This is a genomic window from Prosthecobacter sp., from assembly GCF_014879935.1.
GTDB lineage: Bacteria > Verrucomicrobiota > Verrucomicrobiia > Verrucomicrobiales > Verrucomicrobiaceae > Prosthecobacter.
This window is the reverse complement of record NZ_JACSRD010000118.1, coordinates 76,670-87,749: the sequence shown is the minus strand read 5'-3', so window position 1 is coordinate 87,749 and position 11,080 is coordinate 76,670. Positions and strand designations below refer to the sequence as shown.

The 11,080-nt window shown below is 58.8% G+C and carries 8 protein-coding genes and 10 tRNA genes; all 18 read left to right on the top strand.

From position 1 onward, the window contains the following. Positions 1-975 (top strand): A/G-specific adenine glycosylase (locus IAE77_RS09010; protein WP_294224955.1); only part of this gene is annotated, 975 nt, incomplete at its 5' end. Positions 976-1,029: 54 nt separating this feature from the next. Next, entirely contained in the window at positions 1,030-1,974 is a 945-nt protein-coding gene (locus IAE77_RS09005) for a metal ABC transporter substrate-binding protein (protein WP_294224952.1), read from the top strand. A gap of 120 nt (positions 1,975-2,094) precedes the next feature. Further along, positions 2,095-2,283, top strand: coding sequence for a hypothetical protein (locus IAE77_RS09000; RefSeq protein WP_294224950.1), 189 nt, complete (start codon positions 2,095-2,097; stop codon positions 2,281-2,283). 633 nt (positions 2,284-2,916) lie between these two features. Further along, a tRNA-Trp gene (locus IAE77_RS08995) sits at positions 2,917-2,991 on the top strand. Positions 2,992-3,179: 188 nt separating this feature from the next. Further along, positions 3,180-3,256: transfer RNA gene (locus IAE77_RS08990), tRNA-Asp, on the top strand. A 334-nt stretch (positions 3,257-3,590) separates the two neighbouring features. Next, positions 3,591-3,664: transfer RNA gene (locus tag IAE77_RS08985), tRNA-Ile, on the top strand. A gap of 417 nt (positions 3,665-4,081) precedes the next feature. Continuing rightward, positions 4,082-4,157, top strand: a tRNA-Thr gene (locus IAE77_RS08980). Positions 4,158-4,487: 330 nt separating this feature from the next. After that, positions 4,488-4,563, top strand: a tRNA-Ile gene (locus tag IAE77_RS08975). Positions 4,564-4,650: 87 nt separating this feature from the next. Continuing rightward, a tRNA-Gln gene (locus tag IAE77_RS08970) sits at positions 4,651-4,726 on the top strand. Positions 4,727-4,734: 8 nt separating this feature from the next. Next, positions 4,735-4,806 (top strand) — tRNA-Leu (locus IAE77_RS08965). A 182-nt stretch (positions 4,807-4,988) separates the two neighbouring features. Next, positions 4,989-5,129 (top strand) — tRNA-Arg (locus tag IAE77_RS08960). Positions 5,130-5,398: 269 nt separating this feature from the next. Next, positions 5,399-5,474: transfer RNA gene (locus IAE77_RS08955), tRNA-Glu, on the top strand. A gap of 8 nt (positions 5,475-5,482) precedes the next feature. Next, positions 5,483-5,558: transfer RNA gene (locus IAE77_RS08950), tRNA-Leu, on the top strand. Between the two features lie 180 nt (positions 5,559-5,738). Then, a complete protein-coding gene (locus tag IAE77_RS08945) occupies positions 5,739-6,272 on the top strand; it encodes a GNAT family N-acetyltransferase (RefSeq protein WP_294224947.1) in 534 nt (177 codons plus the stop codon). 179 nt (positions 6,273-6,451) lie between these two features. Further along, entirely contained in the window at positions 6,452-7,462 is a 1,011-nt protein-coding gene (locus IAE77_RS08940; protein WP_294224945.1) for a hypothetical protein, read from the top strand. Continuing rightward, positions 7,377-8,492 (top strand): restriction endonuclease, encoded by a 1,116-nt coding sequence (locus IAE77_RS08935; protein WP_294224941.1) that lies wholly within the window; start codon positions 7,377-7,379, stop codon positions 8,490-8,492. Before IAE77_RS08940 ends, IAE77_RS08935 begins: the two co-directional genes overlap by 86 nt. 127 nt (positions 8,493-8,619) lie before the next feature. Further along, complete coding sequence (locus IAE77_RS08930; protein WP_294224938.1) at positions 8,620-10,035, top strand: RtcB family protein; 1,416 nt, start codon at positions 8,620-8,622, stop codon at positions 10,033-10,035. Between the two features lie 232 nt (positions 10,036-10,267). Further along, positions 10,268-10,849, top strand: a complete 582-nt coding sequence (locus IAE77_RS08925; protein ID WP_294224935.1) for an HNH endonuclease — start codon at positions 10,268-10,270, stop codon at positions 10,847-10,849. Positions 10,850-11,080 lie beyond the last annotated feature (231 nt).

Here is an 11,080-nt window from a genome sequence, read left to right as displayed (position 1 = left end):
CGCGAGCATGGCCGCGATTACCCATGGCGGCGGACCCGTGATGCGTATGCCATTCTCGTTTCGGAGGTGATGCTTCAGCAGACGCAGATCGCCACGGTGCTGGACCGTGGCTACTACGCGCGGTGGCTGGCGCTGTTTCCTGACTTTGAGACGCTGGCTTCGGCACGGGAGGACGAGGTGCTGAAAGCCTGGGAGGGCCTCGGCTACTATCGACGCGCGCGGAATCTGCACCGCCTGGCCAGAGAGGTGCTGGAAAAACATGCCGGCGTGTTCCCGGAAGACCACGGCACGATCCTCGCACTGCCTGGGATCGGACCGTACACGGCAGGAGCCGTGGCGAGTTTCGCCTTCGGTGCGCCGCAGCCGATCGTCGATGGCAACATCGCACGGGTCTTGTCACGTCTTTACAATGATGCCACACCGGTGGACAGCACCGCTGGCGTGAAAGCGCTATGGGATCGCGCAAAGGAGCTGGTGGCAGCCACCGACGATCCGCGTGCGCTGAACTCCGCGCTCATGGAGCTGGGCCAGACGCACTGCACGCCCACGAAACCCGCCTGCCACCTGTGCCCGGTGCGTGACCAATGCCGTGCTGGGGATCCTGAAGCACTCCCGGTGAAGAAGTCGCGGCAGGAGATCACCTCCGTCACCGAGCGTGTGGTCTTTGTGCGCACCAGCGCAGGCGTGTTGCTCGAACAAGAAACCGGCAGACGCCGCACCGGCCTGTGGAAGCTGCCCGCGCTGCCTGCGGATCACGATGGAAATCCGCCGCCTGTGCTGATGCGCACGAGTTACGGCATCACTCGTTACAAGGTCACGCTTTGGGTGCATGAACCGCCCGCCGGGCCGGATCCCTGGCCGCAGACGCACCGGATCATCGCATTCGATGAACTCGCATCCATTCCCATGCCCGCCCCTTACCGGCGGGCGCTGGATGATCTCCTGAAACGTAGTGAATTCACGCTCGAAGCCTGATCTTTGATTTTGCCATTTACATCCCCGCCATTTCAGACTGCAATTCACCCACTCATGAAAACCCGCTTCCTCATCTCAAGCCTCGCGATCCTGCTCGCCGCGTGCAAGCCTGCGTCCGATGACTCTGCCTCGTCTCAAGCTCAGGCATCGCCGCCCGCTGCCGCTGGGGCGAAATCGGGCAAGCCGCAGGTGCTTGTCGCAAACTATCCGCTGCAATACTTCGCCAACCGCATTGCCGGTGACGCGGTGGAGGTGCGCTTCCTCGCCCCGAAGGATGAGGATCCCGCGTTCTGGCAGCCGGATGAAGCTGCGGTTTCTGCCTTCCAGAACGCGGATCTCATCCTCATGAATGGTGCCACCTATTCGAAGTGGGCGGACAAGGTCACGCTGCCAGAGTCCAAAGTGGTCGATACCTCCGCCGCGTTTGCGAACAACCTCATCAAAGTGGCTGATGTGGTCACGCACAGCCATGGTCCTGGTGGCGAGCACAGCCACAGCGGCACCGCGTTCACCACCTGGATCGATTTCAAGCAGGCGGCCATGCAGGCACAGGCCGTGGTCGGCGCACTCACGAAGCTCGTGCCGGATGCCAGGGCCACGATGGAAAAGAACGCGGAAGCGCTCAAAGACGAACTGGATGCCCTCGATGAACGCATGAGTGGTCTCAGCCGCCTCTGGGGCAGCCAGCCGGTGGTCGCGTCCCATCCGGTGTACCACTACCTTGCACGTCGCTACGGCATGAATCTGCGCTCAGTGCTGTGGGAGCCCGAAAACGTGCCGGATGACAAGGCTATGGCAGACTTGAATGCGATCCTCGCCGGCCATCGTGCGCGCTGGATGATCTGGGAAGGAGAGCCCGCGAAGGAAAGTGTCGAGAAGCTCGCACTCATCGGCCTGAACAGTGTGGTCTTCGATCCCTGCGGGAACGTGCCCGACTCGGGCGACTTCATGACCCAGATGAAGGCCAATGTGGAGGCGCTCGAAAAGGCATTTCGTTGAGCCGCTGGCATTCTAAGTAATGGAAGTTGCTGCAAAACGATCCGGGTAAGAAAAAATTATATTTTGCTGTTGACGGTCTAATGAGACTGTGGCAAGCTTCGTTTACCTTCACTACAAGCCATGAACACCAACCGGACACAACATAACTCAACCAAGCGCTTCGAGCGTCAGGGAGAGATTTTGGTCGCCGGTCTCGGTCGTCACTTCAGTGACCATGGTAAAGGACTGATGCCTGCCTACCCGGCCTGCGACTGGAGCCTCTCCATAAACCAACCCCATCACGAGCAGGGCGAATTTGCGCCCACCTAGCCTTCAAAGGCCAGTTTTCCGAAGGAAGCCCTGCTCGCCCGCTCCAAGGCAGCAGGGCTTCTTCTTTTTCCCGCTTCGTTTTTCGATCCAACCCTACCTCAATCATCATCCGACCCTTTTGAACCCATCCGCGGCCTGACCGCCGCATCCCCTCACAGCACGAAAAAACCCCGGCATCGACTGCAATCGACACCGGGGCCAGGCCGCCAGGCAGACTCCGGGAGGAGCCGTTTTGAGACACCAAGCAATGACCTGAGAGCAGGTTTGCACCCTCCACCCGAATGTCAACCATGACAGCCATCGAATACGCAAAGTTCCTACGCCAAGACGAGGAACGAGGGGGGGGTTGTCCCAATTTCACAGAACCAAACGGCTTCCCTGGGAGGTGTGCCATAAACACCGAAACATCCGCCGTGAAATACCTGCGGGTGCGACGCCAGCGATGGAGTGACACAGCTCCATCCCGCGCGTGGCAGCGGTGTTCGTTCTTTATTGGCAGATCGCCCCTCAAACGGGGCCGATCTGCCATCCAAGGGCACAGAGGACGGCAAATAGTGGCCTGACTCTGGGGAGAGTGTGTGGTGGCGTGGCCGTCTCTGTGCCCCTGGATGGTAGAACGCAGATTTTCCAAATACGGTGGTGGCAGACAAGCAATGCACGGGCCTCCAAAACCCGAAGATGTGGGCGCGATACCCACCCGCCGTGCCATTTTCATGGAGCGCATGCGCCATGCCCGGCACGACAGAGGATCACCACGCCACAGGTTAGGCGGGTAGGTCGTGTCACCGCATGCGCTCCATGGTCCATTTTTTCAAATGCAGGGAGAGCCAGCGCTCCAGCACGTCTCATAAGCATGCTTTGCCGGTGCAACTCCGGCCCCTGCATCCATTTCAAATGGTCCGTTAGCTCAATCAGCTAGAGCACTCGCCTGTCGAGCGAAAGGTAGCGGGAGCATAACCCGCACGGACCGCCAGTTTCCAAGGGCTCGTAGTGATAAAAGGAGCACGGCTGTTTTGCACACAGCAGGCGACGGAGCGTTACTGTCCGAGTCCACCATTTTAGAATCCCTTGTGAGGTAAAGTAGCCTGTCGGCCTGTTAAGCCGATCGTCATCGTGCGAGTCGATGTGAGGGAGCCAGTTTCAAAGGAGCACGTCCGGCATAGACGAGGAAACGGTCTCGAAAACCGCTGCGCCGTAGAACGGCGTCCAGAGTGCAACGGCTAGCGCGATAGCGCATCATTTCAGTCGTGGAGCGCATTTAGCATAGCCGCAGGAGCGGCAATTCTCTGGTGCTCCGCCAATTTTATCCCTCTGTAGCTCAACAGCAGAGCACCCGCCCGATAAGCGGGAGACCGTGGCGCGACACCACGCCGAGGGACCATTTTCCAGACGCTGGATGGCTCAGACAGATGAGCGGCGGGTTGAAAATCCGCAGAGGTTGGCGCGCTACCAACTCCAGCGACCAGTTTTAGAAAGTAGTCATGAGCTTCAGCTCGTTAGGCCAGCGCAGTCTAACTCGTGACCCAAACACCTTTTGATGACGGTGCGGGCTGAAGACCGGCACCACTTTTTCATCGCGGCATTGATGTAACAGTAACATGCCTGTCTTCCAAACAGAGTATGTCGGTGCAGTTGCCTTCGGCTACGCCAAATGGCTTCGCATTGAGTATTGCGCTATCGCGCATGGCGTTCCGGCATGCCGCACCATTTTCAAAGCTCTCAAAGTGTAAGAGCCATGCACACCACTTTGCGAAGGTGGAAGCTCGAGGTGCAAGTCCTCGTGAGAGCACCATTTCATGTCTTCGTGGCCGAAACAGAAAGGCACCTGTCTTGTAAACAGGCCCATGTGAGTGCGAAACTCACCGGAGGCTCCATTTCAGACGCTCTTCATAGTGTAATAGCAGCACTTCTCTTTGTGAAAGAGACAGAGTCGGGGCGGAACCGACTGAGAAGCCCATTTTTCCAGAGCGGACGAAGGCGTCCGCGCTCCGGAACCATTTTCATCAGGACTGCGGACGCCCTCGTCCGCCTTCCAAATTCGTGCGCAAGGCAAAGAGCCGAGCCAGCGGTCTGCAACACCGCATTACCCAGTGCAAGCCTGGGGCGCACGTCCACTTTCATCGGATACGAGAGAGCCAACGAACTCACTTGGTTTGGGACCAAGACGCGCCCGGGGCAGCACCGGGGTATCCGACCACTTTAATTGGTCTGTAGCTTAACAGTCAGAGCGTCGGGCTCATAACCCGGAAGATGCTGGTGCAAATCCAGCCGGACCGACCAATCCAGAAACGCAGAGCGTAGGGCAAAGAGCAGATGACGAGATCGTTCAGAACTCTTCGCTCTACGCCCTTCGCCCTTTGCTCATTCAGCCTTGTAGCTCAACAGTGAGAGCATCCGCCTTTGAAGCGGAGGGTTGGTGGTGCGAATCCACCCGAGGCTGCCATTTTCAATGCCCATGTAGTCCAACGCAGAGACAACCGCCTCAGAAGCGGTCCAGTGCGGGTGCGAGTCCTGCCATGGGCACCCTTTCCACCTGCTCCCGTAGCCCAAAGCAGAGGCCGTCGCTTTAAACCGGCGTCAGTGTGTGTGTAAATCCCACCGCAGGTACTTTTCCAAACCATTTACACCGCAAGAGGTTGGAAAACCGCAGAGATGAATTCAAAAAAGGCTTTCTCTGCGGTCTTCTAATCTCTGCGGTGTAACAAGCTCCCGTAGCTCAATGTATAGAGCGCCGCGCTTCGAACGCGGAGGCTGGAGGCGAGCGCTGTGCGCGATAGCGCACATCAACGAGGTGCGGAGCAGACTTGGCACAGCCGCCGGGCGGCAACGTCCTTCCGGGAGTGCCAATCAACGTAGCACGAGTTTTCCAACTCGTGGCTGAACGAACTGGAAAGTTCGTTCTACAAAGGAACGTCAACCGGACCAGCGTGCCGGGACTCTTTGCTAAAGAGATCGTGCCGCCACCGCGCGGCATGAGGAGCATGTCCTCGGCGTTCCGCCATTTTCACACGGAGCGCGTGTGTGTCGTCAGACCACTCGCCTGTTTGGATCGCTCGCGGCATCGCTGGTCATCCAAGTGGCGAGTAGGCTTCGCCATACTCGCGCTCCATCTCACGATCCTGTCGTCTAATCGGCGAGGACACCCGTCTTTCATGCGGGCAATGCGGGTTCAAATCCCGCCAGGGTTGCCAATTCAAAAGCTCATGTAGCCCAACAGCAGAGGCACGACGTCGAGAGCGTCGTCAGTGCAGGTGCAATTCCTGCCATGAGCACCATTTTCGGTCCAAGGCTTAGACAGCGAAGCAGCCGGCTTTTAACCGGCATAGCAGGGTGCATGTCCCTGTGGACCGACCATTTCCCGCCCGTTGGTGAAACAGCATCACGTCTGGCTTACATCCAGAAATCGGAGGCGCGCATCCTTCACGGGCGACTTTTCTTCACACCACCACTCCGTCATGCGCATCATCGTCACTCCCGAAATCCATCTCAGTGCTCTCACAGCAGCGGACGAGGCAGATCTCACCGCGCATCTGCAAGATCCTGACATCAGCCGCCACATGCTGCTCCTGCCCCTTCCCTACACAATGGAGCTGGCGCGGCAGTGGATCGCGCAGGCGGCATCAGACGTGCAGCGAAATGGCCGCCAGACGCTCTGGGCCATTCGCGATGCCACGGAACGTTTGATCGGCGAGATCGAGTTGCACACAGGCCTGCCCGCACGGGAGCATGTGTCCGACATCGGTTACTGGCTCGCAAAAACGCACTGGGGACGCGGCATCATGACCGCTGTGGTTAAAAACATCGTCGAGCACGCTTTTCGCGATCTCGGGGTGCAGCGCATCACCGCGCCCATTTTCGCTCAGAACATCGCCTCGGCTCGTGTGCTGGAGAAAAACGGCTTCACCGTTGAAGCCCCCTGCCTCCGCCGCGCCTACCAGCGCAACGGCCAGTTCCACGATGCCAGGCTCTACGCCCTCGTGCGTGATTGACCTCCCTTTCCATTCCAGCGGCAGCCCCCGCGCCTGACCGTGCCCATGTTTGGCACCAGACGCAGACGGGAGCAGTGTGGTGCAGTCCTCTGGACTGCGTCCGCATCTTCCGCCGCTGGAGGCAGCGCCATCGCCGTGGCTCCAAACCATGCCGTGGCGCTGCTTTTACCTTTTTCACCATGCACAAACCCCATCAACAAACCGACAAAGCCCTGCTGGCGCTCGAAAGAGAGAGCCGGAAGCTCAGCCAGGCGAAATGGTCCAAGGTGCCGCTCGATCCGCCGATTCGTCGCGGATGGAAGCGGTGCTACTTCCTCACGCACGCAGCCCGTCAGCGCCCTGATACTTTCGTTTTGGAGCGCATCCTCGAAACGATCAATGTCAGCCGTACCCACTGGCGGCGTGACTTCAGTCCCACGAAGCGCAATCGCCGTCGTCAGGTGCATCACCTCGACGAGCAGCTTCGGATGCCGGAAAATCATCACTTCGGCTCCAAACGCAGCCAACTGCCCGAGGAATGGCGATCCTACTTTGTGCGCACACCTGTCTTTGAGCACAAGAGCATGACCTGGAAGTGGTCATTCCGGCTTCTGCAGCTTTTCGAGCTGCGCATCGTGCCCAATCTCCAAACCGAGGCACACCTTCTCGATCCAGAGTCCGAGCGTCGTTTGGCTGAGATTGATCGCAAACTGGATCCGAAGGGCTGGGCACGCCTGAACAACCTGCATGGCTGCCGCCGCCGATGCCACGAGGGAAGATCGGCCAAAGAAAAGTTCGCTTCTATCCATGCATCACATCGCATCCGCTCCGCCTACCAGGGCGATCACGAGGCGGAGAAGAGCATCCCTTTACCAGTGGATGTTCTTCTCTGCCTCGTGCGAAACCCTGAAACTGGTCGATGCCGACCTAGGCGGGCTGATCCACTTGATCGAGGCTGTGGACCTGTGAGGCGATGCGGCTTTAGAGTGGTTGAGTTTTGGAGTGATGGGCTTCGCCCCTCCACTTCATGTCCCATCGCTTCTCGTAGCGGACAATTCGTTCGACATACCGAAGGCGTCTTGGTAGCCATCGCTACGTATGGAGATTTTTCTCGGAATCATAGTCTTGATCGGATGCCTCTGGGGACTCGGCTGGCTTCTAGCACGTCTGGAGGAAGCCAAGCGCTATCGAGAGCGAAAAGCGCGGCTTGATAGGGTCGAAGAGGATGAGCGCAAGAATGCGCAGGAGGTTGAACGGCTATGTCAGGTCGCCAATGACGTTCAACTGTTGGCGAAACAAAAGAGTACAGGGTTTCCTTGGTTGGCAGATGCGTACGCTGATTACTTCAAACTCCAAGAGTTGAAGATCGCGGAGGACTTGGAACGTAAAGCTCGCCCAGCACGTAAAGCAGCCGAAGAAGTTCGAGCTGCGTCTCAACGTAGGAGGCAAGCAGAGCGCGAAGCAAGGGTGCTTCGCTACCAGCTGCTTATGTTCGAAAAGCTCTTTCCTTGGCTGAGCGAATTCAAAGAAGAAGGCATAGATGATGAGATGATCAGAGTGACCGATGAAGCCTCTGGATACGACTCTGAATCCGATGATGATCGTGCTCTCAAGTGGCTGACTCCGGAGGAGTTTGCGCGTCTTCCGACAAATCAGAAGTATCAGCTGGCCTTGGATCGTTATCGTTCGAATAGACGATCAAAATGGGAGGTTGGTCGCGACTACGAACGGTTTATCGGCTACCAATATGAAAGGGATGGCTTTGATGTGACCTATCACGGAATCGAGGAAGGTCTCGATGACATGGGACGTGATTTAATTTGCAAAAGAGACAACCGAGTCGTGATCGTTCAGTGCAAATGTTGGTCTGCGGATCGGCCAATTCATGAAAAACACATCTTTCAGTTATTCGGCACAGTGAAGGTGTTTCAGATCGATCATCCCAGCATGGTAGTGAGCGGGCACTTTGTTACGAGTACCCGCCTGAGTCCACGAGCCAAGGTGTTTGCAGATTCGCTCGCTATAAAGACGAAGGAGGATTTCCCTCTGAGAGAGTATCCATGCATCAAATGCAACATTTCGCCACGCGGCGGCGAGAAGATTTACCACCTGCCTTTTGACCAACAATACGACAGAACAAAGATCATTCCAAATTCCGGCGAGTTTTATGCGATGACGGTAGTTGAGGCAGAAAAGCGCGGCTTTCGAAGAGCATTCCGATATCGAGGCGGTGGCGGCTAATAGCCGATAGCTTTTTGATTCTATAATTTTCCCAAGAACGAACACCGCTGCCAGGTCCCTCGTGCCCATTTCTCACCTTCCACGACTTCATCACTCCCTTCCTCCAACTCTCCACTCACTCACCACCATGAAACCGAACGACCTCATCCGACTCGGCGTGCCGCAGGGCGCGGCGATCCAGTCTGGCATGGACTTCATCGCGAAGTTCATGGCGCAGGGTGGGGAGTCTGCGCGGCTGGAGGACGAGCTGGGCGCGATCATCGCGAAGCCGGAATCGTTTCTCGGCGATCCGCTGCGCGAGGTGTTTGCGCGGGATCTGTATGCGCCGGCTTACAAGCAGCGCGATGCACTCGCACCTTGGGCGCAATGGGGCTCCGGTCTCGAAGCGCAGGCGGTGCAGCAGATGGCGAACGCTTGTGCGTTGCCGGTGGCGGTCGCGGGAGCGCTCATGCCGGATGCGCATGTGGGCTACGGGCTGCCGATCGGCGGCGTGCTGGCCACGGAAGGCTGCGTGATCCCTTACGCCGTGGGCGTGGACATCGCGTGTCGCATGCGGCTCTCGGTTTATGATCGCAAGGCGAGCACCATCGCGGGTCAGAAGGACCGCCTGGCGAACATCCTCGAAAGCGAGACCTGCTTTGGCATGGGCGGCGCGTTCAAGGAGAAGCGCCAGCACGAGGTCATGGACGAGGACTGGTCCGTTTCGCCGATCACGCGACGCTTCAAAGACAAAGCCTATGCGCAGCTCGGTTCGAGCGGCTCCGGGAACCACTTTGTCGAGTTCGGCGCCTTTGACGTGAATGCGGAGCAGTCCGCCGCGCTGAAGGAGAGCGGCTTTGACCTGCCACCGGGCGATTACCTCGCGCTGCTGAGCCACAGCGGCTCGCGCGGCACGGGAGCGCAGGTGTGCCAGCACTACAGCCGCATCGCGATGGATCGTCGCTATGATTTGCCGAAGGAGCTGAAGCACCTCGCGTGGCTCACCTTTGAGGAAGAAGCGGGCCAGGAATACTGGGCCGCGATGAACCTCATGGGCCGCTACGCCGCCGCGAACCACGCGCTCATCCACAAACGCATCGCAAAGAAGGTCGGCGCTCATGTCGTGCTCGACATCGAGAACCATCACAACTTCGCGTGGAAGGAAACGCACGTCGTGAACGGCGCGGAGCGCGAGGTCATCGTGCACCGCAAAGGCGCGACGCCCGCGGGTGCCGGTGTGCTCGGCGTCATCCCCGGCTCCATGGCCACGCCCGGCTACGTCGTGCGTGGGAAAGGCAAGGCCGAGTCGCTGAACAGCGCCTCGCACGGTGCCGGCCGCGTGATGAGCCGTTCCGCCGCGAAGCAGAGCTTCACCTGGAGCGCCGTGAAAAAGCAGCTCGCCGCCGCTGGTGTCGAACTCCTCAGCGCCGGCATCGACGAAGTGCCCGGCGTGTACAAAGACATCCACAGCGTCATGGCCGCGCAGACCGACCTCGTGGACGTGCTCGGCGAGTTTCGTCCGCGCATCGTGAAGATGTGCCCGGAGGGGCCTGCCGAGGACTAAAGTGGTCCGCACAGTCCTCTGTGCGGTTTCACGCAGGCTCTAGACTCTCATTTCCAGACATCGCTTCGCCCAAGTTCCGCTTCTTTGCATGAACGGAACTTCAAGTGATGGCGAAGCGCCGCACAGAGGACTGTGCGGACCACTTTGAAGAACGAACACCGCAGAATGGAATGGCGACGACTCGTCGCCATTCCAAGCCTCAAAGCCGACGAGTCGTCGGCCCTCCATACCCATGAACGACCAACTCACCAAATCCACCGTCCTCGTGCTCAACCGCAACTGGCAGGCCATCGGCGTAAAAACGCCCATGGAGGCCTTCAGCATGATCGCGGGTGGCGCGGCGACAGCGCTCGACATCGAAACGGGCGGCCACATTCGTCCGGTGACCTGGGCGGAGTGGCTCACGCTGCCCGTGCGTGAGGGCGATAACGTCATCGGCACCGTCAAAGGGCCGGTGCGGGTGCCTGCGGTGCTCGTGTTGGCGAAATTCGACAAGGTGCCCAAAAAGCGCCCGAAGTTCGGCGTGCGCGGCATCTGGGAACGCGATGGCGGAGTGTGCCAATACACCGGCCGCAAGCTCCGCGCCGGCGAAGGCAACATCGACCACGTCGTGCCGCTTTCTCGCGGCGGACCCACCTCCTGGGAAAACTGCGTCCTCGCCGACAAACGCGTGAACAGCCGCAAAGGCTCCAAACTGCCTGAAGAAGCCGGTTTGAAGCTCATCAAGGCTCCGCGTGTACCGCGTGAGGTGCCGGTGACGCTGCTCATCAAGAACACGCACCGCGTGCGCGAGTGGGAGATGTTCCTGGCGTAAGCCCAACGCCGTTAAGCTATAATTGCTGTTCTTTGCATGGGATGCACCCGCCATCCGCCGATGTGGCCATCCTCCGAGTTCAGTTGTTCGATCTTGTCAGTCGTATTCTCAAGCTGTTGAACTGGGATGAGTCGGAGCTCGAGACTCGCGGCAGGGAGCGACATCAAGGACCACGGCGCAAGGTTCTCACCTGGCAGATCATCGTCGCTCCCTTTGCCGGTCGCTTCTCCC